General features: G+C 69.1%; 17 protein-coding genes. 12 read left to right on the forward strand and 5 right to left on the reverse strand.

Annotated elements, in window-relative coordinates; translation table 11 throughout:
* Positions 1 to 13: 13 nt before the first annotated feature.
* Together ACIA03_RS29670 and ACIA03_RS29675 are read right to left on the reverse strand one after the other, a co-directional pair.
* The gene (locus ACIA03_RS29670; RefSeq protein ID WP_396989115.1) at positions 14 to 2632 is read right to left on the reverse strand and encodes a glycoside hydrolase family 65 protein; all 2619 of its coding nucleotides are present in this window, start codon (positions 2630 to 2632) and stop codon (positions 14 to 16) included.
* A 23-nt stretch (positions 2633 to 2655) separates the two neighbouring features.
* A complete protein-coding gene (locus ACIA03_RS29675) occupies positions 2656 to 3408 on the reverse strand; it encodes an HAD family hydrolase (RefSeq protein ID WP_396989102.1) in 753 nt (250 codons plus the stop codon).
* 138 nt (positions 3409 to 3546) lie between these two features.
* Between ACIA03_RS29675 and ACIA03_RS29680 the strand changes: the two genes are divergently transcribed.
* The gene (locus tag ACIA03_RS29680; protein WP_396989103.1) at positions 3547 to 4614 is read left to right on the forward strand and encodes a WD40/YVTN/BNR-like repeat-containing protein; all 1068 of its coding nucleotides are present in this window, start codon (positions 3547 to 3549) and stop codon (positions 4612 to 4614) included.
* Between the two features lie 186 nt (positions 4615 to 4800).
* Here ACIA03_RS29680 and ACIA03_RS29685 read toward each other — a convergent pair whose 3' ends face one another.
* Positions 4801 to 4944: a DUF433 domain-containing protein gene (locus ACIA03_RS29685; RefSeq protein ID WP_396989104.1), complete on the reverse strand. Its 144-nt coding sequence runs from the start codon at positions 4942 to 4944 to the stop codon at positions 4801 to 4803.
* Positions 4945 to 5027: 83 nt separating this feature from the next.
* Here ACIA03_RS29685 and ACIA03_RS29690 point away from each other — a divergent pair, with 83 nt between their 5' ends.
* The 7 genes from ACIA03_RS29690 (at position 5028) to ACIA03_RS29720 (ending at position 11513) form a co-directional block, all read left to right on the forward strand.
* Positions 5028 to 6083 carry a hypothetical protein gene (locus tag ACIA03_RS29690; RefSeq protein WP_396989105.1) on the forward strand — a complete coding sequence of 352 codons (1056 nt, stop codon included), beginning with the start codon at positions 5028 to 5030 and terminating at the stop codon, positions 6081 to 6083.
* Positions 6084 to 6152: 69 nt separating this feature from the next.
* On the forward strand, positions 6153 to 8000 hold the full coding sequence (gene ilvD / locus ACIA03_RS29695; RefSeq protein ID WP_396989106.1) for a dihydroxy-acid dehydratase: 1848 nt from the start codon (positions 6153 to 6155) through the stop codon (positions 7998 to 8000).
* 7 nt (positions 8001 to 8007) lie between these two features.
* Positions 8008 to 8559, forward strand: coding sequence for a pyridoxamine 5'-phosphate oxidase family protein (locus tag ACIA03_RS29700; protein WP_396989107.1), 552 nt, complete (start codon positions 8008 to 8010; stop codon positions 8557 to 8559).
* Between the two features lie 85 nt (positions 8560 to 8644).
* Positions 8645 to 9886 carry an MFS transporter gene (locus ACIA03_RS29705; RefSeq protein WP_396989108.1) on the forward strand — a complete coding sequence of 414 codons (1242 nt, stop codon included), beginning with the start codon at positions 8645 to 8647 and terminating at the stop codon, positions 9884 to 9886.
* A 46-nt stretch (positions 9887 to 9932) separates the two neighbouring features.
* Positions 9933 to 10628, forward strand: coding sequence for a GNAT family N-acetyltransferase (locus ACIA03_RS29710; RefSeq protein WP_396989109.1), 696 nt, complete (start codon positions 9933 to 9935; stop codon positions 10626 to 10628).
* A gap of 113 nt (positions 10629 to 10741) precedes the next feature.
* Positions 10742 to 11056 (forward strand): SHOCT domain-containing protein, encoded by a 315-nt coding sequence (locus ACIA03_RS29715; RefSeq protein ID WP_396989110.1) that lies wholly within the window; start codon positions 10742 to 10744, stop codon positions 11054 to 11056.
* A 46-nt stretch (positions 11057 to 11102) separates the two neighbouring features.
* A complete protein-coding gene (locus tag ACIA03_RS29720) occupies positions 11103 to 11513 on the forward strand; it encodes a VOC family protein (RefSeq protein ID WP_396989111.1) in 411 nt (136 codons plus the stop codon).
* Positions 11514 to 11517: 4 nt separating this feature from the next.
* Here ACIA03_RS29720 and ACIA03_RS29725 read toward each other — a convergent pair whose 3' ends face one another.
* The gene (locus ACIA03_RS29725) at positions 11518 to 12855 is read right to left on the reverse strand and encodes an ABC1 kinase family protein (RefSeq protein WP_396989112.1); all 1338 of its coding nucleotides are present in this window, start codon (positions 12853 to 12855) and stop codon (positions 11518 to 11520) included.
* A gap of 54 nt (positions 12856 to 12909) precedes the next feature.
* Here ACIA03_RS29725 and ACIA03_RS29730 point away from each other — a divergent pair, with 54 nt between their 5' ends.
* Positions 12910 to 15030 (forward strand): prolyl oligopeptidase family protein, encoded by a 2121-nt coding sequence (locus ACIA03_RS29730; RefSeq protein ID WP_396989113.1) that lies wholly within the window; start codon positions 12910 to 12912, stop codon positions 15028 to 15030.
* Here ACIA03_RS29730 and ACIA03_RS29735 read toward each other — a convergent pair.
* Positions 14971 to 15495 (reverse strand): nitroreductase/quinone reductase family protein, encoded by a 525-nt coding sequence (locus ACIA03_RS29735; RefSeq protein ID WP_396989114.1) that lies wholly within the window; start codon positions 15493 to 15495, stop codon positions 14971 to 14973. The two genes, ACIA03_RS29730 and ACIA03_RS29735, sit on opposite strands and share 60 nt — an antisense overlap.
* 365 nt (positions 15496 to 15860) lie before the next feature.
* Between ACIA03_RS29735 and ACIA03_RS29740 the strand changes: the two genes are divergently transcribed.
* Genes ACIA03_RS29740 through ilvC form a run of 3 tightly spaced genes read left to right on the forward strand, consistent with a single transcriptional unit; the run spans position 15861 to position 19235 of the window.
* Entirely contained in the window at positions 15861 to 17612 is a 1752-nt protein-coding gene (locus tag ACIA03_RS29740; RefSeq protein ID WP_141792539.1) for an acetolactate synthase large subunit, read from the forward strand.
* The gene (ilvN, locus tag ACIA03_RS29745) at positions 17612 to 18175 is read left to right on the forward strand and encodes an acetolactate synthase small subunit (RefSeq protein WP_141792540.1); all 564 of its coding nucleotides are present in this window, start codon (positions 17612 to 17614) and stop codon (positions 18173 to 18175) included. The genes ACIA03_RS29740 and ilvN overlap by 1 nt, the downstream gene beginning before the upstream one ends.
* 34 nt (positions 18176 to 18209) lie before the next feature.
* Positions 18210 to 19235: a ketol-acid reductoisomerase gene (gene ilvC, locus ACIA03_RS29750; protein WP_141792541.1), complete on the forward strand. Its 1026-nt coding sequence runs from the start codon at positions 18210 to 18212 to the stop codon at positions 19233 to 19235.
* Positions 19236 to 19372: the final 137 nt, after the last annotated feature.

The raw sequence follows: 19372 nt of genomic DNA on the forward strand, positions 1-19372 counted from the left end.
ATGTAAAGACCGGCTACTGCGCGGAGTCCGTCTGCGAGATGTTGGACAGGTTGGCGGCCGTGTTGGCCTCCTCGGCGAGCCGCTCGGAGCCGCGCACCCCGTCGTGCGGAACCATCGGGTGCTCGATGTGGTCCTGCTCGTAGACCTCCGGCGGGATCGGCGTCGGCACCGTGGCCGTGATCCTCGAACCGTCCTGCCGGATGCCGCCGTGAGGCTCCTCGTCGAGGTGCGTGCCGATCCGCGGGCCCTGGTCGGCCAGGGGCACGATCACCGGCGAGCCCTTCGAGACCACGAACTCCTCGCCACGGACGCTGACCGGGATGTCGAACTCCTCACCCGGGGTGTCCACGACGGTGAACACGATCTGGTCGCGGGTCACCGCGACCTGCATCCGGGTCGAGTGCCACTGGACGCGGAAGATCAGCGAGCCCCACTCGACCGGCAGCCGCGGGTCGAAGGAGAGCCTGCCGTCGTAGTCGCGCATCCCACCGAAGCCGAACGCTAGCCCGCCCCACACGCCGCCGGTGGAGGCGATGTGCATCCCGTCGACGGTGTTGCCGTGCATGTTGTGCAGGTCGACGTACAGCGCGTCGTAGAAGTAGCGCAGCGCGTCGTCCTGGTAGCCCACCTCGGCCGCCATGATCGACTGCACGACCGCCGACAGCGTGGAGTCACCGGTGGTGATCGGGTCGTAGTACTCGAAGTCGGCCCGCTTCTCCTCGGCAGTGAACCGATTGCCCTGCTGGAAGAGGGCGAGTACCACGTCGGTCTGCTTGAGCACCTGGAACCGGTAGATCACCAGCGGGTGGTAGTGGAGCAGCAGGGGACGTACCTCGTCGGGGGTGTTGGGCAGGTCCCACACCTCGCGGTCGAGGAAGTTGTCGTCCTGCGGGTGGATCCCCAGGCCCTCGTCGTAGGGGATGTGCATCGCGGCAGCGCAGCGACCCCACTCCTCGACCTCGTCGGGGGAGACGTCGAGCCGGCCCATGACCTGCCCGTACTCGCGCGGATACTCGGTGCGGAGCATCTGCATGGTCTCGACGGCCTTCTCCAGGTTGTAGCGGGCCATCACGTTGGTGAACAGGTTGTTGTTGACCACCGTGGTGTATTCGTCCGGCCCGGTCACGCCGTGGATGTGGAAGGACGGCTCGCCGTTCTGGCGCCAGAAGCCGAGGTCGGCCCACATCCGCGCGGTCTCGACCAGGATGTCGACGCCCTCGCGGATCAGGTAGCCGGTGTCACCGGTGGCGTAGACGTACTTCATCAGCGCGAAGGCGATGTCCGCGTCGATGTGCACCTGAGCGGTGCCGGCGGCGTAGTAGGCCGAGGCCTCCTGCCCGTTGATCGTCCGCCATGCGAACAGCGCCCCCTTGGCGGCCATCTCCGAGGCCCGCTGCCGGGCCGCGGGAAGCATCACCGAGCGGGCATGCATCACGTTGCGGGCGACCTCGGGCTGGGTGTAGCAGAGGAACGGGATGACATAGCACTCCGTGTCCCAGAAGTAGTGGCCCTCGTAGCCGGAGCCGGTGACCCCCTTCGCGGGGACGCCGAGACCGTCGGTGCGGGCGGTCGCCTGGGCGAGCGAGAACAGGTTGAACCGGATCGCCTGCTGGGCCGCCGCGATGTCCTCGGCGTCGTCCTCGCCGGCCGCCGTGATCTCGACGTCGGCGGCCGACCAGAACTCGTCGTACCAGTTGCGCTGGTCGCGCTCGAAGTGGCCGACGCCCAGACGGATCGCCCGGTCGAGCGTACGTCCGCAGCGGTCGGCCAGCTCGCGCACCGGCACGCCCCGCGAGGTGTGGTACGCCACGGTCTTCTGCATCCGCAGCGTGCTGCCCTCGGTGGCGTCGACACGGAAGACGGTCTTGGCCAGGTCGTTCTCGGCCCGGACGACGGTCTCGACCGGGTCGGGGGTGTCGATCTGGTGGGCGGCGCTGACCGCGATCGTCATCCCCGAGTTGGCGCACCGGTAGCCGAGGGTCATCTGCTCCTCGTCGGCGACCGACATCTGGGGGAGCAGCACCCGGGTGTCGAAGGCGGAGGCCTTGCGCGGGTCCATGCCCTCGCCGAGGGCCGCCGACGGCACGTGGTACTCGTCCTTGCCGTCCTGCCGGTTGAGCAGCTGGGACGAGATCACGATCGGCGCGGCGCCGCTCAGCATCGTGATCTCCAGCGTATGGATCGAGAGGTGGCGCTGGGTCATCGACACCATCCGGGTCGACTTGATCGCGACCCGCTTGCCAGAGGGCGTACGCCACACCAGATGCCGCCGCAGCACACCCTCACGGAAGTCGAGCACCCGCTCGTACTCCTCCAGGTCGGAGGTGCCGAAGGTCAGCGGCTCGTCGTCGACGTAGATCTTCATGATCTTCGCGTCGGGGGCGTTGACGATGGTCTGGCCGGTCTTGGCGAAGCCGTAGGCGTTCTCGGCGTGGCGGATCGGCCAGGTCTCGTGGAACCCGTTGATGAAGGTGCCGTGCGCGTAGGTCGGGCGGCCCTCCTCCGGGGTGCCGCGCATGCCGAGATAGCCGTTGGCGACACTGAAGATCGTCTCGGTCAGGCCGAGGTCGTCGGGGGAGTAGCTGGTCTCCACCAGCCGCCACGGGTCGATGGGGTAACGGGCCCGGTCCATGGGGTTCGGGCCGACGTTGGTCTTCACTGCTGTGCTCCTCGAGCAGGGTCTGGGATGAGTTCAGCGAGGTCGGAGACGACAAGACCGGCGCCTGCGGCCGTGAGGGTGTCGTGACCGGCGCCACGATCCACCCCGACGACGAGTGCGAAATCTCCTGCCTTGCCGGCGCGCACCCCGGAGACGGCGTCCTCGAGGACGACGGCTTCGCTCGGAGTGGCTCCGAGGACCTTACCGGCGTAGACAAACGTGTCCGGCGCAGGCTTGCCGGGCAGGCCCTGCTCGTCTGCGACCGCTCCCGACACGACGGTCTCGAACCGGTCCAGCAGCCCGGCCGCCTTCAGCACGGTCGGCGCGTTGACCGACGAGGAGACCACGCCCAGCCGGACGTCGAGCGTGGCGAGATAGTCCAGGAAGTCCACCGAACCGGGGTAGGCCTCCACGCCGTCGCGCTCGAGCACCATGTTGAAGGCGTTGTTCTTCCGGTTGCCGAGGCCACAGACGGTCTCCAGCTCCGGGGCGTCGTCCGGGGTGCCCTCGGGAAGCCGGATGTCGCGGGAGGCGAGGAAGTCACGCACGCCGTCGTAGCGCGGCTTGCCGTCGACGTACGCGAAGTAGTCCTGGTCGGTGTAGGCCGGTGCCTTCGGGGTCTTCTCCTGCAGGTAGGCGTTGAACATCTCCTCCCACGCGCGCATGTGCACGACCGCGGTCGGCGTGATCACGCCGTCGAGGTCGAAGAGGATCGCGGTGAAGGTTTCCCAGGCAACAGGTCTGGTCATGGCTTCAGGCTAGGGGCTGGGCCGCCCATGCCGAAGAATCCGGACCTCCCCTTACCGTCGAAGCGGGATGTTTTCCCTCGCCGTTCTTCCGCCGAAATCTTCTGGCCACAGACGGCGACCGGGTGGATGCTGGAAGGCATGGGTACGCAGCTGCTTGTCGGGACCCGCAAGGGTCTGTGGATAGGGCGCTCTGACGACGCCCGGCAGGACTGGGAGTTCACCGGTCCGCACCATGACATGGAGGAGATCTACTCCGCCATGATCGAGCCCGGGACCGGGCGGATCCTTGCCGGATGCTCCTCGTTGTGGCTGGGTGCGCTGGTGCGTACCTCCGCCGACGGCGGCGAGACCTGGACCGAGACCTCGATGTCATTCCCCGAGGACGTCGACGCCAGCCTGGCGCGCGTCTGGCAGCTCCAGCCGGGGCTCCCGGAAGGGACGATCTGGGCCGGCGTCGAGCCCGGCGCGATCTTCCGGTCCCGTGACGGCGGGGCGAGCTTCGAGCTGGTGCGAGGGCTGTGGGACCACCCGCACCGCACCGAGTGGAACGAGGGGTTCGGCGGCCAGGCGTTCCACACGATCCTGCCGCACCCCACCGACCCCGACTCGGTGACCGCGGCGATCTCGACCGGCGGCGTCTACCAGACCCGCGACGGCGGCGAGACGTGGGAGGCGCGCAACAACGGCATCATCGCGGTCTTCCTTCCCGAGGGGCAGCAGTATCCCGAGTTCGGCCAGTGCGTCCACAAGGTCGCTCGCCACGCCTCCCGTCCCGAGCGGCTCTACCTGCAGAACCACGGCGGCGTCTACCGCTCCGACGACGAAGGCGAGTCCTGGAAGTCCATCGCCGACGGCCTGCCCACCGACTTCGGCTTCGCGATGGTCGTCCACCCGCAGGAGCCCGACACGATCTTCACCTTCCCGATCGGCGCCGGCGAGTCCCGCTACCCGCCGGAGGCCAAGCCGATCGTGTGGCGCTCCCGCGACGCCGGCGACCACTGGGAGGCGCTCGACAAGGGCCTGCCCGACCACTTCTACGTCGGCGTCATGCGGGACGCGATGTGCGCCGACGACCACGAGACCACCGGCGTCTACTTCGGCGCCCGCAACGGCTCCGTCTGGGCCTCCGGCGACGCAGGCGAGACCTGGCGCGAGGTTCTCCGCGACATCCCCGACGTGTTGGTGGTCAGGGCGGCGAAGGTCTGAGCGCTGCCGGAATCGTGCATGTGCATGGTTCCGGCACGCCGGTCACTCGCTGCGGAGCTGATCCATCAGTTCGTCGGTTGACTGAGAGGTAGAAGCGGTGCCCCGCATTTGGTTCACCGTCTGCTCGCCCTTCGTAGGCTTCGCGTTGCAATGCGCCAGTGCTGCCAGGATGTCGTCTCGTTCGAGTTAGGGGTAGTCATCGAGGATCTGGTCCACCGACTGACCAGCGGCGAGTTGCCCGAGGACCGCGGTGACGGTGACTCGGGTGTCCCGAACCGTCGGGAGGCCGCCCATGCGGTCAGGGTCGACGGTGATGCGCTGATTGGTCAAGCCTCGATGATACGTCGCTGGAACGGCTGCTGCAGTGCGGATAAGCCGCGGGAAGGTGCACGGTTCCCGATACGGTCGACGCCATGTCTGACGCGCTCGCAGTTGCTGCCGAGATTCTTGAGGTGGACCAGGTCGAGCAGGTGGCCGAGCTCGGCGGGAGCCGTCGAAGCGTCGTACGTAGGGTGCGCGCAGGCGCTGAGACCTACATCGTCAAGGAGTACCTCACCCCCGAGGACATGACCTGGCGACGCGAGGCGGCGGGGCTGGAGGCAGCAGACGGCGTACGCGCGCCGAGGCTGCTCGGGGTCAGCGAGGACCCGACGATCGTGGTGATGTCCGATCTCGGAACCGGCTCGAACGTCGCGGACCTGCTCCTGAGTGCTGATGCGCAGGCCGCTGGAGCCGGCATGGTGGCCTGGGCGGAGGCGATCGGCGAGATGCAGAGGCATACGACAGGTCGGCTGGACGTCTTCAGGGAGGCGCTGGGCGACGGGATCCGTGCGGATGCGACCGCCGCCGAGATCGAGACGATCGCGAGGCACCTTCGTGAACGTGCCGCGAAGTCGGACCTGCCGTGGTCGGAGTCGGTGCCGGACGCTCTGACTGAGGCGATGGAGCCGCTGCTGGCAGAGACCGATCAGGCTCTCACCCCGGGCGATCCGTGCCCGGACAACAATCTGGTGGGTCCTGACGGGCTGACCCTGTTGGACTTCGAGTTCGCCGAGATCCGTCACCGTGCGTGGGAGGGCGCCTACCTCCACGTACCGTGGCCTTCCTGCTGGTGCTGTTGGCAGGTGCCCGACGGCTGGGCCGGCAAGGCGCTGGGCACTTATGTCGACGCGACCTACGGGTCCGCTGGTCCACCCTCGACCTTCGAGCGCGACCTCGACCTGGCGACTCTCCTGTGGTGTATCCAGAGCACGACCTGGTTCCTCGTTGGTGCTCTTCAGGACGGCTTGGAGTACAACCTCGACGATGACCGGATGCCGGGCCGCCGGACCATCGTCCTCTCCCGCCTCGACCTCGTCACCCGCACCGCGGGACCCGAGCCGCTGCTGACCTGGGCGGCGGACGTACGCAAGGAGCTGGCCGCGCGCTGGCAGGACAGGCCCCTCAGGATGGCGCCGGCCTTCCGCTGAGCTGCCAGGGCCGTCCAGCGTGTGTCGCAGTGTTCGGGGACGCACGCGGACCGGCGTAATCTGGCGCGCATGCCCACTCTTCGCTCCGCAACCTCGACCTCGGGCCGCAACATGGCGGGTGCCCGCGCGCTGTGGCGCGCGACCGGCATGACTGATGACGACTTCGGCAAGCCGATCATCGCGATCGCCAACTCGTTCACCGAGTTCGTGCCCGGCCACGTCCACCTCCGCGACCTCGGCAAGATCGTCGCCGAGAAGATCCAGGAGGCCGGGGGAGTAGCGAAGGAGTTCAACACGATCGCCGTCGACGACGGGATCGCGATGGGCCACGCCGGGATGCTCTACTCGCTGCCGAGCCGCGAGCTGATCGCGGACGCGGTCGAATACATGGTCGAGGCGCACCGCGCCGACGCGATCGTGTGCATCTCCAACTGCGACAAGATCACCCCCGGCATGCTGCTGGCCAGCCTGCGCCTCAACATCCCGGTCGTCTTTGTCTCCGGTGGTCCGATGGAGGCCGGCAAGACGACCGCCATCGAGGGGATCGTCCACGACAAGCTCGACCTGGTCGACGCGATGGTGCTCTCGGTCAACGAGGCGGTCAGCGACGAGCAGCTCGACGTCATCGAGCGCTCCGCCTGTCCGACCTGCGGCTCCTGCAGCGGCATGTTCACCGCCAACTCGATGAACTGCCTCACCGAGGCCATCGGCCTGAGCCTGCCCGGCAACGGGTCGACCCTGGCCACCCACGCCAAGCGCCGCGCGCTGTTCGAGGAGGCGGGTCGTACCATCGTCGAGCTGTGCCGCCGCTATTACCAGGAGGGCGACGAGTCCGTCCTGCCGCGGAGCATCGCCAACCGGTCCGCCTTCGAGAACGCGGTCGCCCTCGACGTCGCCATGGGCGGCTCGACCAACACCGTGCTGCACCTGCTGGCGGCCGCCCGTGAGGCCGAGCTCGACTTCAACGTGCACGACATCGACGCGATCTCCCGGCGGGTGCCCTGCCTGAGCAAGGTCGCCCCCAACAGCCCGAAGTACCACATGGAGGACGTCCACCGCGCCGGTGGCATCCCCGCCCTGCTCGGTGAGCTGCGCCGCGGCGGCGCGCTGAAGGAGGACGTCCACACCGTCCACTCCGCCACCGTCGAGGAGTGGCTGGACAACTGGGACATCCGCGCCGAGAACCCCAGCCAGGAGGCGCTCGACCTCTTCCTCGCCGCGCCGGGCGGGGTGCGTACGACCGAGGCGTTCTCCACCGAGAACCTCTGGGCCAGCCTCGACACCGACGCCGCGGAGGGCTGCATCCGCGACTTCGAGCACGCCTACTCCGCCGACGGCGGCCTGGCGATCCTGTCCGGCAACATCGCGCCTGACGGCTGCGTCGTGAAGACCGCGGGCGTGCCCGATGAGTGCCTGACCTTCACCGGCACCGCGATCGTCTTCGAGTCCCAGGACGCCGCGGTCGAGGGCATCCTCGCCAAGAAGGTCGAGGCCGGCCACGTGGTGGTGATCCGCTACGAGGGCCCGAAGGGTGGGCCAGGCATGCAGGAGATGCTCTACCCGACCTCGTTCCTCAAGGGTCGCGGCCTGGGCCAGAAGTGCGCGCTGATCACCGACGGACGCTTCTCCGGCGGCACCTCGGGGCTCTCCATCGGCCACGTCTCGCCGGAGGCGGCCGGCGGCGGCCTGATCGCGCTCGTCGAGGACGGCGACCAGATCTCCATCGACATCCCGAACCGCTCGATCTCCCTCGACGTCGACGACCTCGTCCTCGACCAGCGTCGCGCCGGCCAGGAGAAGCGGGACAAGCCCTACACCCCGGCCAACCGCGACCGCAAGGTCTCCGCGGCCCTGCGGGCGTACGCCTCGATGGCCACCTCGGCCTCCGACGGCGCCTACCGCAACGTGCCGGAGTAACCGGCACATGGGGAAGGTTCATGCGCGGGTGGAAGGCCGCCTGCGGGAGTTCGTCGATCGTCAGGTCGTCTTCTTCGTCGCCACCGCGCCGCTCTCGGGTGAGGGTCACGTCAACCTGTCGCCGCGGGGCATCCCGGGCACCTTCGGGATGCTCGACGAGCTCACCTTCGCGTGGGTCGACGGCACCGGGAGCGGCAGCGAGACGATCGCGCACCTGCGCGAGAACGGCCGGATCACGGTGATGTTCTGCGCCTTCGACGGGGCGCCGAACATCGTCCGCTTCCACGGCAGCGGCCGGGTCGTGACCCGCTACGACGCGGAGTACGCCGACCTGGCCGGCCGGTTCACCGATCTCCCCGGCGCTCGCGCGGTCGTCGTCGTGGACATCGAGCGGGTCTCCGACTCCTGCGGCTACGCCGTCCCGCTGATGACGTACGTCGGCGAGCGCGACCTGCTCCCGGCGTACTTCGAGCGCAAGGGGGTCGAGGGGTCCGCCGAATACCGGCGCACCAAGAACCCGACCAGCCTCGACGGTCTGCCGGCCTTCGACTTCGACTAGACAACTCTGTCGAAACGGACCGTCGCTCTTCGTGGCATGAGCGAGGGGCCGACACGGCGGCCCACCGGATGCGGGAGTGGTTGCGATGTCGGAACAGAAGTCGGACCGGTGGAAGCGGAATCTGCTGGTCTTCCTGGGCGGCCAGACGGTGTCGTCCTTGGGCTCGATGATCGTCGGGTACGCGGTGATGTGGCACCTCACCGTCGAGACCGGTTCAGCCGCGGTGCTGACCCTGAGCGTCGCGGCGGGGATGCTGCCGCAGGCGGTGGTGTCGGTCTTCGGCGGAGTCTGGGCCGACCGGCACTCGCGCAAGCTGCTGATCATCGGGGCCGACTCGATGATCGCGGTGGCGACCCTGGTGCTCGCCCTGCTGATGCTGAGCGGGGTCGGTGACCTGTGGATGATCTTCGTCGCGATGGCGGTCCGCTCGGCGCTGGCCGGGGTCCAGGGGCCTGCGGTCAACGCCATGCTCCCGCAGATCGTGCCGGCTGAGCACCTGATGCGGGTCAACGGCGTCCAGCAGACGATCCAGTCGGGGATGATGCTGTTCGCGCCTGCGGTGGCCGCCGCGGTCTACGCGAGCACCGGCATCGTCGCGGTCTTCTTCATCGACGTGGTGACGGCCGTGGCCGGCGTACTCCTGCTGCTCCTGGTGCCGGTGGCGCGCACGGTTCGCTCGACGGACTCGGCGGGACCGATCAGCTACTTCGGCGACCTCCTCGCCGGCGTGCGGTACGTCAAGGGGAACGCCTCGGTGCGATGGGTGATGGGTCTCGTGGCCGTCGTCATGTTCATGGCCGGAGCGCCGGCGCACCTGACACCGCTGATGATCACGCGCAGCTTCGGCGACGAGGTCTGGATGCTGAGCGTCAACGAGCTGTTCTGGAGCGTCGGGATGGTCCTCGGCGGTGCGATGATGGCCGTCTTCGGGCCCAAGGTGAAGCGCCGGGTGCGACTGATGGTGGCGGCCTCGGTCGGTGTCGGGATCCTGGTCGTCGGGCTGGGCGTCTCGACCGACTTCTGGATGTTCTCGGTCGCCGGCCTGGTGATCTGCATCCTCTTCCAGACGCTGCTGGTGCCCGCCGCGACGGTCCTGCAGGAGCAGGTCGAGGACTCGATGCGCGGCCGGGTCTTCGGGTTCTACGGGATCGTGATGTCGGTGGCGATGCCGGTCTCGATGATCGTCTTCGGTCCGCTCGCCGACCGGTTCGCGGTGGAGTCGGTGATGGTCCTGGCCGGGGTGCTGCTCCTGGGGAGCCTGGGCGGCATGCTCGCCCTCGGTGCCGCCCGGCGCTCGCTCGGCACGGCAGACACCGCGGCCTCCTGAGCGGCCTCCTGAGCAACGGTCACGGCGGTCGGAGACAATGACCGCCGTGACCGACTTCTCCTATCCCGTGGGTGTCGCCGTCGAGAGCTGGGAGACGCGGCCGTGGCCCGATCCGGTGACCCTCGAGGGGCGCTACGTCCGGGTCGCGCCGCTCTCGTCGGCGCAGTACTCGGACCTCTACGCCGCGGTCTGCGGCCCCGACGACGCGGACCTGTGGACCTACCGGCCGATCGCGATGCCGACCTCGCTGCAGGACCTGTGGATGCACCTGGCCGGGCTCGTCGACGCGGACGACGCTGTGCCGTTCGCGTTCGTCCCGTTGGAGGGCGACCGGGAAGGCCGGTCGAGCGGGGTTGCGGCCTACCACGCGATCAACACCAGGAATGGGACCATCGAGGTCGGCGGCGTTCTCTTCGGGCCTGCCCTGGCCCGCACGAGGGCCGCGACCGAGGCGATCCACCTGCTCATGCGGCACGCGTTCGACACGCTGGGCTACCGGCGGTTCGAGTGGAAGCTCGACTCCCTCAACGAGCCGTCCCGTCGGGCCGCGGAGCGGCTGGGATTCAGCTACGAGGGCCGGTTCCGCAACCACATGGTGGTCAAGGGCCGCAACCGGGACACCGACTGGTTCTCGGTGACCGCGGAGGAGTGGCCGAAGGTCCGGGAGAGCCACGAGCGCTGGCTCGACCCCGCGAACTTCGACGAGCAGGGGCGTCAGCGCAGCCGGCTGCGGGCCGGGTAGGGGCGGCGTACGCACGATTGCGTACGCCGCCCCCGCTCCTGAGCCGATGTGCCGGCGGCTCGTGCGCAGCACTCTGGAGGGCATAGGCAAGCCCGACAGATTGGACACGAGCAATGAGCATCAACGAGACGGTGGCGACCGTGGTCGCCGACGACCACTGGGGTCCGTGGCGAGACGGCGGACCGTGGCAGGACGGGGGAGGGCCGCCGGCGTTCTGGCCGATCTTCCCGATCCTGTGGTTCCTGGTGATCGCGGCGATCATCACCGCGGTCGTCCTCTACAACCGCAAGCGCGCCACCGAGGCGCCGCGGCGCGCGGGTGAGGCACGGCTGGCCGAGAGGTACGCCGCCGGCGAGATCGACGAGAACGAGTACCGCGCTCGTCGCGACGTCCTGCGCGAGAAGCCGGGCCCGGCCAAGCAGACCTGATGAAGGCGCGCTGACACCCCCGCTGGTCCGTGGCAGTGTGGCTGCCATGGACCAGCGCATCAGCTTCATCACCCTCGCGGTCGCAGACGTGGCCGCGAGCCGGTCGTTCTACGTCGACGGTCTCGGCTGGACCCCCGAGCTCGAGGCCGACGGGGTGCTCATGATCCGCGTCGGCGAGCACGTCATCCTCTCGCTGTGGGACCGGGCCGAGTTCGAGGAGGAGGTCGGCCGGATCGCCGTCGCCGACGGCGTGGCGCCGTTCACCCTCGCCCACAACGTCGCCACCCGCGAGGAGGTCGACGGCGTCCTGGAGCTCGCCCGCTCGCTCGGGCGGGACGCCTCGGCCGCCGAGGAACGGGTCTGGGGCGGCTACACCGGCTACTTCGCCGACCCCGACGGTGTCCGCTGGGAGATCGCCTACAACCCCGGCCCGGTGGGACAGAGCCTGCTGCCCTGACGGGTCAGTCCGCGAAGCCCGGCAGATACTCCTCGAGGATCTCCCGGAACGGTGCCTCCGCGTTGAGCTGCGCCAGCACCCCGAGTCCGCCGAGCCAGACCCGGTGGATGAGCAGATAGGACGGCGGCAGGTTGAGCTTGAGCCCGACCGTGTAAGCGGGATCCTTGGGATCGTTGATCCGTTTGAACTCCTCCCGCATCCACGCCCGGGTGAACCGGAAGCGCTCCTCCAGCGCCGGGGTGACGAACGGGGCCAGGTAGTCGAGCACGTGCTGCGGCTCGACCTTGATGCCTTCGCGGATGAAGCCCTCGTGGCGCAGGCCGGCGACGAGCGCGTCGGCGTCACCGGTCGCGGCGATCCGGATCAGCCGGCCCATCGCTTCCGGGAAACCCCGCTCCGGCAGCCGTGCGGCCAGCCCGAAGTCGAGCACGGCCAGCCGTCCGTCGGGCAGGACCCGGAAGTTGCCCGGGTGCGGGTCGGCATGGAGCATCCCGGTCAGCCCCGGTGCGGAGAACCAGAACCGGGCGAGCAGCTCGCCGTAGTGGTCGCGCTCCTCGGGGGTGCCCTCGGCGATGATCTTCGCGATCGAGCCCTCCGACTCCACCCACTCGGTGACGAGCACGCTCGGCCCCACCGCGACCACGTCCGGGACGTCGATCAGCGGATGGTCGGCGTAGGCCTCGGCGAAGACGTGCTGGGCCTCGGCCTCCTTCGGGTAGTCGAGCTCCTCGACGACCCGCGCCTGCAGCTCGGCGACCAGGGCCTTGATGTCCATCCCGGGCACGACCGCGTTGCCGATGGCCGCGACCCGGCCGATCTGGCGCAGGTCGGCGCGCAGCGCCTCGTCGGCGCCCGGATACTGCACCTTCACCGCGACCTCGCGACCGTCGGCCCACCGGCCCCGGTGCACCTGCCCGATCGAGGCGGATGCCGCCGGCTCCTCGGAGAGCTCGACCACCTGCTCGGACCAGTCCGGGCCGAGGTCGCGGGCCAGCAGGCCACGTACGATCCCGGTCGGCATCGGGGGAGCGGAGTCCTGGAGCCGGGTGAGCTGGGCGCGGTAGTGGGCCGCCTGCGACTCCGGCAGCGCCGCCTCCATGATCGAGAGCATCTGCCCGAACTTCATCGCGCCGCCCTTGAGCTCACCCAGGGTGCGGAACAGCTGGTCCGCCGTACGCTGGTGGACATCGGCCAGCACGGCCTCGGCCGGCTTGCCCCCGATCCGCTTCCCGAGCCCGAGCGCCTTGCGCCCGGCGTAGCCCATCGGCAGCGCGGCCAGCTTCGCCGTCCGTGTCGCCGCTCGCCGCGGCAGACCCTTCGACGACCCCTCCGCCTCACTCATGAGGCTAGTGTGCCTGTCGGCTGCAACTTGCACACCGCGAAGTAGCCTTCCCGCATGACCTCTGAGCTGACGATCGTGACCCCGCTCGACCCGGCCGGGGAGGACCCGTTCGGCTGGCTGGAGGAGGTCGAGGGCGTCGAGGCGCTGGCCTGGGTCCGGGCGCGCAACGAGGAAGCGCACGCGAGTGTCGGTGCCGATCCCGTCTTCGCCAAGATCGAGGCGCAGATCCTCGAGGTGCTCGACTCCGACGACCGGGTGCCCGAGGTCTCGCGCCTCGGCGAGCATCTCTACAACTTCTGGCGCGACGCCGACCACGAGCGCGGCATCTGGCGACGCACCACACCGGAGTCCTACCGCACCGACGAGCCGGAGTGGGAGATCCTGCTCGACCTCGACGCGCTGGCCGCCGAGGAGGGCGAGAGCTGGGTCTGGCACGGCGCCTCGGTGCTCCGGCCCGAGCCCGGTGAGCCGTGGCGCAAGGTGCTCGTCGACCTCTCCCCGGGCGGCTCGGACGCCGACGTGACCCGGGAGTTCGACCTCGTCGAGAAGGCGTTCGTCGCACCCGCGGACGGTGGCTTCACCCGTGCCGTCGAGCAGGGCGGCGCCAAGGGCGGCCTCTCCTGGTGCGGCCCCGACGCGGTCTATGTCTTCACCGACTTCGGCGAGGGCTCGCTCACCCCGAGCGGCTACCCGCGGATCGTGAAGCTGTGGCGCCGCGGCACCCCGTTCGAGGACGCGGCGGTGGTCTACGAGGGCACCGACGAGGACATGTACATCTCCGCCCGCCACATCCACACCCCCGGTTTCGAGCGCGACCTGGTCAGCCGCTCGATCGCGTTCTACCGGTCCGAGACGTACGTCGCCACCCACCCCGGCACCCCCGAGCAGACCCTCACCAAGCTGGACATCCCCGACTCCGCCGAGGCCGGCTTCCACCGGGAGTGGCTGGTCATCGAGCTGCGCGACGAGTGGAGCGTCGCGGGCCGGACCTACGCCGCGGGCTCGCTGCTCGCCGCCGACGCGGAGCGGTTCCTGGCCGGTGAGCGCGACCTCACCGTGCTCTTCGAGCCCACCGCGAAGACCTCGCTCGCCGGGGCGACCTGGACCCGCAACCACCTGATCCTCAACGTGTTCGAGGACGTCAAGAACAAGCTCCACGTGCTGACCCCGTCGGCGTCGGGGGAGTGGGTGCGGTCGGACTTCCCGGCGACCGATCCGGTGGCCGCGGTCGGCACCCGTGCCGTCGACGCCGTCGAGTCCGACGAGGTCTGGGTCGTCACCAGCGGCTACCTCACCCCGACGACGTACGGCCTGACCACCATCGGCGCCGAGACGATCGAGCCGCTCAAGTCTGCCCCGGCCTGGTTCGACACCGAGGGGATCCGCGCCGAGCAGCGGTTCGCCACCTCGGCCGACGGCACCAGGATCCCCTACTTCATCGTCGGCTCGGATGCCGCGCTCGACGGCAGCGCCGGCCCGGCCCCGACGCTGCTCTACGGCTACGGCGGCTTCGAGATCCCGATGACGCCGGGCTACTCCGCCGGTGTCGGCCGGTCCTGGCTCAGCGAGGGCGGCGTCTACGTCGTCGCCAACATCCGCGGGGGAGGGGAGTACGGCCCGGCGTGGCACCAGGCGGCGCTCAAGGAGAACCGGCACAAGGCCTACGAGGACTTCGCCGCCGTCGCCCGCCACCTGGTCGAGACCGGGGTGACCGACGCGAGCCACCTCGGGATCCAGGGCGGCTCCAACGGCGGGCTGCTGACCGGCAACATGCTCACCCTCTACCCGGACCTGTTCGGCGCCGTCGTGATCCAGGTGCCGCTGCTGGACATGAAGCGCTACTCGCATCTCCTCGCCGGAGCGTCGTGGATGGCCGAGTACGGCGACCCGGACGTCCCTGAGGAGTGGGACTACATCCGGACCTTCTCGCCCTACCACCTGCTCGACGCCGCCAGGACCTACCCGCCGGTCCTGCTCACCACCTCCACCAAGGACGACCGCGTCCACCCCGGCCACGCCCGCAAGATGGCCGCGCTGCTGGCGGCCACCGGCAAGGACGTCACCTACTACGAGAACATCGAGGGTGGCCACGGTGGTGCGGCCAACAACGCCCAGTCAGCCCACCTCTCGGCCTTCGCCTGGACCTTCCTGCGCGAGCGGCTCGGACTGGTCTGAGAGCTCCAGGACCACGACCGGAGTGGGGTGCGAGCGGCGGGCGGCGAAGTCGTCCAGCTCACCCCACCCGTCGTCGGAGGCCGCGAGCACCTCCCACAGCCGCTCCCGGTCGGTCCCGGTGGCCTCGCGGGCGCGAACTCGCTGCCGGCCGTCGACGGTCTCGACGACGGCATCGGGGTGCGCCAGCAGGTTGAGCCACCAGGCGGGCGGCGGGTCGGCCCAGCCGTTCATCGCCAACGTGACGTAGCTCGACCCGTCGGGGACGTAGGACACGATCACCGAGCGCTCCTGTCCGGTGCGACGCCCGACCGTGGTCAGCCGGAGCATGCCGGCCCGGCCGGAGCGTGGGCGGCGCAGGAAGCGGGCTCCGCCAGCGGCGTACAGCCGGCGGTGGAACCACCACGCGGTGCGGATGAACCAGCGTGGCGGCAGCCACCCGGATCTGTGCTTCTCGTCGGTCGACATCGTTGCCTCCACAGGGCAGTCAGACCCGAGATCCACTTGTCCGGCCAGCGTATCGACCGCCGCGGGCCGGTCGCCTCGGTGAGAACCCTGAGATCCTCCCCAGCCGAACGACTGACAGATACTGGGACGGTGATCTCAGATCATGGGACGCGCGATAGGGTGAGGTGACACGGCGCGACACATGGGGTTAACGTGTGGGCATGCTGAACAGCATTCTCGTACTTATCAGGCGCGTCGCCTAGGAGCCACTGGTTCCAGACGACGCGTCTCCCTCCGTTGCCCGCCGGGCCGGAGGGTTTTTTGTTGCACAAGCAGCCCACCACGAGATCCCATGAGTAGAAGCTCCGATGAGTAGGACGGCGGACATGAGCGAGCAGATGACAGGCGCACAGAGCCTGATCAAGTCGCTGGAAGCAGCGGGGGCCGAGAACATCTTCGGCATTCCGGGGGGAGCGATCCTTCCGGCCTACGACCCGCTGATGGACTCGAAGATCCGCCACATTCTCGTACGCCACGAGCAGGGCGCCGGCCACGCCGCCCAGGGCTACGCCGCCGCGACCGGCAAGGTCGGCGTCTGCATGGCCACCTCCGGCCCGGGCGCGACCAACCTGGTCACCCCGCTCGCCGACGCCAACATGGACTCCGTGCCGATGGTGGCCATCACCGGCCAGGTCGGCGCGGCGATGATCGGCACCGACGCCTTCCAGGAGGCGGACATCCGCGGCATCACGATGCCGGTCACCAAGCACAGCTTCCTCATCACCGACCCGGCGGAGATCCCGCTCCGGGTCGCTGAGGCCTTCCACCTCGCCTCCTCCGGGAGGCCGGGTCCGGTCCTCGTCGACGTCACCAAGTCGGCGTTGCAGGCCACCACCACCTACCGGTGGCCGACCGAGCTCCACCTGCCGGGCTACCGCCCGGTGACCAGGCCGCACGCCAAGCAGATCCGCGAGGCGGCGCGCCTGATGCTGGAGGCCAAGAAGCCGGTCCTGTACGTCGGTGGCGGCACGATCCGCTCCGGTGCCCACCGCGAGCTGCTGCAGCTGGCCACGCTCACCGGGATCCCGGTCGTGACCACGCTGATGGCGCGCGGCGCCTTCCCGGACTCCCACCCCCAGCACCTCGGCATGCCGGGCATGCACGGCACCGTCGCCGCGGTCGCCGGCCTGCAGAAGTCCGACCTGATCATCAGCCTCGGCGCCCGCTTCGACGACCGCGTCACCGGCAACCTGGACTCCTTCGCTCCCAACGCGAAGGTGATCCACGCCGACATCGACCCGGCAGAGATCGGCAAGAACCGCTACGCCGACGTCCCGATCGTGGGCGACGTGCGCGAGGTCCTCACCGACCTGATCGCGGTCCTCACTGCCGAGAAGGAGGCCGGCAAGGAGGGGGACTACGAGGGCTGGATCGCCTTCGTGGCCGGGATCAAGAAGTCCTACCCGCTCGGCTACGACCTCCCTGCCGAGGGCCTCTCCCCGCAGTACGTCATCGAGCGCCTCGGCAAGATCTCCGGCGAGGACACGATCTTCACCGCCGGCGTCGGCCAGCACCAGATGTGGGCCGCGCAGTTCATCGGCTACGAGCACCCGAACACCTGGATCAACTCCGGTGGCCTCGGCACGATGGGCTACTCCGTCCCCGCCGCGATGGGTGCGAAGGTCGGCTGCCCCGACACCACGGTGTGGTCGATCGACGGCGACGGCTGCTTCCAGATGACCAACCAGGAGCTGGCCACCTGCGCGATCGAGGGCATCCCGATCAAGGTCGCCATCATCAACAACGACAACCTCGGCATGGTGCGCCAGTGGCAGACGCTCTTCTACGGCGAGCGCTACTCCAACACCAACCTGCAGTCCCACGGCCAGCCCAAGCGCATCCCCGACTTCCCCAAGCTGGCCGAGGCCATGGGCTGCGTCGGCCTGGCCTGTGACTCCGCCGACGACGTCGACTCCACCATCGAGAAGGCCATGGAGATCAACGACATGCCCGTCGTCGTGGACTTCCGGGTCAACAAGGACGCCATGGTGTGGCCGATGGTCGCCGCCGGCTCCTCCAACGACGAGATCCAGTACGCGCGCGACCTCGCGCCCGAGTTCGACGAGGACGACCTCTGATGAGCATCCAGCCCGTGAAGACCGGCGGCAAGCACACGCTGAGCGTCCTGGTCGAGAACAAGCCCGGCGTCCTGGCCCGCGTGGCCGCGCTCTTCTCGCGCCGCGGCTTCAACATCGAGTCTCTCGCGGTCGGCCCGACCGAGCACGACGAGCTCTCCCGCATGACGGTCGTGGTCAATCTCGAGAACACCCCCCTCGAGCAGGTCACCAAGCAGCTCAACAAGCTGGTCGAGGTGATCAAGATCGTCGAGCTCGAGCCTGAGACGCGCGTCCAGCGCGCGCTCATGCTGGTCAAGATCACCGCCACCACGGAGACCCGCAGCCAGGTGCTCGACACCATCCAGCTCTTCCGGGCCAAGGTCGTCGACGTGTCCACCGACACCGTCATCGTCCAGCTCGCCGGCAACACCGGCAAGCTCAACGACTTCCTCCGGGTCATCGAACCCTTCGGCATCCGTGAGCTCTCCCAGTCCGGCATGGTCGGCATGGGCCGTGGCTCCCGGTCGATTTCCGAGCGTAGCCTGCGATCCGTGGCTGTGCCCGCTCCGCCTTCCGCGGTCTGAACCCCTATCAAACACAACTAAAGGAGAAGCCCTCGTGGCTGAGATTTTCTACGACGACGACGCCGACCTCGCGCTGATCCAGGCGAAGAAGGTTGCCGTCATCGGTTACGGCAGCCAGGGCCACGCCCACGCGCTCAACCTGCGTGACTCCGGTGTGGACGTACGCATCGGCCTGCAGCCCGGCTCGAAGTCGACCCCGAAGGCCGAGGAGGAGGGCTTCAAGGTCCTCAGCCCCGCCGACGCCGCCGCCGAGGCCGACGTGATCGTCATCCTCGCCCCCGACCAGCACCAGCGTGGTCTCTACAACGACCAGCTCGCGCCCCACGTGACCGCCGGCAAGACCCTGGTCTTCGGCCACGGTTTCAACGTGCGCTTCGGCTACATCAAGGCGCCCGAGGGCGTCGACGTGATCCTGGTCGCCCCGAAGGCCCCAGGTCACACCGTCCGTCGTGAGTACGTCGCCGGCCGCGGCATCCCGGACATCATCGCCGTCGAGCAGGACGCCTCCGGCTCCGCGTGGGACCTCGCCAAGTCGTACGCCAAGGGCATCGGTGGCACCCGCGCCGGTGTCATCAAGACGACCTTCACCGAGGAGACCGAGACCGACCTCTTCGGCGAGCAGGCCGTTCTCTGCGGCGGCGTGTCCCACCTGGTCCAGGCCGGGTTCGAGACGCTGACCGAGGCCGGCTACCAGCCCGAGATCGCCTACTTCGAGGTGCTCCACGAGCTCAAGCTCATCGTGGACCTGATGTGGGAGGGCGGCATCGCCAAGCAGCGCTGGTCGATCTCCGACACTGCTGAGTACGGCGACTACGTCTCCGGCCCGCGCGTCATCGGCCCGCAGGTCAAGGAGACCATGCAGCAGGTGCTTGCCGAGATCCAGGACGGCTCCTTCGCCGCCCGGTTCATCGCCGACCAGGACAACGGTGCGGTCGAGTTCCAGAAGCTGCGCGAGGAGGAGGCCGGTCACCCGATCGAGGCCACCGGCAAGGCCCTGCGCGCCCACTTCTCGTGGAGCCAGTCCGACGACGACTACACCGAGGGCAGCGCCGCCCGCTGACCACGACGTAGTGCCGAGTCGGCGCGTCTGTCCCGCCATATCAGCCCGAGTCGGCGCGTCTGTCCCAAAACTTTGGGACAGACGCGCCGACTCGGCCGTTGTGGGTGGGACAGTCGCGCCGACTCGGCCGTTGTGGG

This window comes from Nocardioides sp. NPDC051685, from assembly GCF_044453405.1.
GTDB lineage: Bacteria > Actinomycetota > Actinomycetes > Propionibacteriales > Nocardioidaceae > Nocardioides.

What these genes read in the sequence shown, in the direction of transcription:
- ACIA03_RS29740 (WP_141792539.1), top strand. Translation starts at nt 15,861, where the DNA reads ATGAGCGAGCAGATGACAGGCGCACAGAGCCTGATCAAGTCGCTGGAA.
- ACIA03_RS29720 (WP_396989111.1), top strand. Translation starts at nt 11,103, where the DNA reads ATGGACCAGCGCATCAGCTTCATCACCCTCGCGGTCGCAGACGTGGCC.
- ACIA03_RS29700 (WP_396989107.1), top strand. Translation starts at nt 8,008, where the DNA reads ATGGGGAAGGTTCATGCGCGGGTGGAAGGCCGCCTGCGGGAGTTCGTC.
- ACIA03_RS29670 (WP_396989115.1), bottom strand. Translation starts at nt 2,632, where the DNA reads ATGGACCGGGCCCGTTACCCCATCGACCCGTGGCGGCTGGTGGAGACC.
- ACIA03_RS29730 (WP_396989113.1), top strand. Translation starts at nt 12,910, where the DNA reads ATGACCTCTGAGCTGACGATCGTGACCCCGCTCGACCCGGCCGGGGAG.
- ACIA03_RS29735 (WP_396989114.1), bottom strand. Translation starts at nt 15,495, where the DNA reads ATGTCGACCGACGAGAAGCACAGATCCGGGTGGCTGCCGCCACGCTGG.
- ACIA03_RS29705 (WP_396989108.1), top strand. Translation starts at nt 8,645, where the DNA reads ATGTCGGAACAGAAGTCGGACCGGTGGAAGCGGAATCTGCTGGTCTTC.
- ilvD (WP_396989106.1), top strand. Translation starts at nt 6,153, where the DNA reads ATGCCCACTCTTCGCTCCGCAACCTCGACCTCGGGCCGCAACATGGCG.
- ilvN (WP_141792540.1), top strand. Translation starts at nt 17,612, where the DNA reads ATGAGCATCCAGCCCGTGAAGACCGGCGGCAAGCACACGCTGAGCGTC.
- ACIA03_RS29715 (WP_396989110.1), top strand. Translation starts at nt 10,742, where the DNA reads ATGAGCATCAACGAGACGGTGGCGACCGTGGTCGCCGACGACCACTGG.
- ACIA03_RS29690 (WP_396989105.1), top strand. Translation starts at nt 5,028, where the DNA reads ATGTCTGACGCGCTCGCAGTTGCTGCCGAGATTCTTGAGGTGGACCAG.
- ACIA03_RS29725 (WP_396989112.1), bottom strand. Translation starts at nt 12,855, where the DNA reads ATGAGTGAGGCGGAGGGGTCGTCGAAGGGTCTGCCGCGGCGAGCGGCG.
- ACIA03_RS29675 (WP_396989102.1), bottom strand. Translation starts at nt 3,408, where the DNA reads ATGACCAGACCTGTTGCCTGGGAAACCTTCACCGCGATCCTCTTCGAC.
- ACIA03_RS29680 (WP_396989103.1), top strand. Translation starts at nt 3,547, where the DNA reads ATGGGTACGCAGCTGCTTGTCGGGACCCGCAAGGGTCTGTGGATAGGG.